1 rRNA gene is annotated in these 255 nt (G+C 49.0%); it reads right to left on the reverse strand.

The window, feature by feature from the left end:
• Positions 1 to 255, reverse strand: a 23S ribosomal RNA gene (locus tag GJ698_RS30355); the annotation flags it as partial.

Raw genomic sequence — 255 nt, forward strand, 5'->3', positions numbered from 1 at the left:
CAGAGCATTCCACTATCAGTCCGACTATCACGTACAGGCTCTTCCCATTTCGCTCGCCACTACTTTGGGAATCTCGGTTGATTTATTTTCCTGCAGCTACTTAGATGTTTCAGTTCGCCGCGTTCGCTTCACACACCTATGTATTCAGTGAGTGATACCCTAAAAGGGTGGGTTTCCCCATTCGGAAATCTGCGGATCAAAGCTTGTTTGCTAGCTCCCCGCAGCTTATCGCAAGCTACTACGTCCTTCATCGCC

Origin of the sequence: Duganella aquatilis, assembly GCF_009674565.1 — a bacterium.
Lineage (GTDB): Bacteria > Pseudomonadota > Gammaproteobacteria > Burkholderiales > Burkholderiaceae_D > Rugamonas > Rugamonas aquatilis.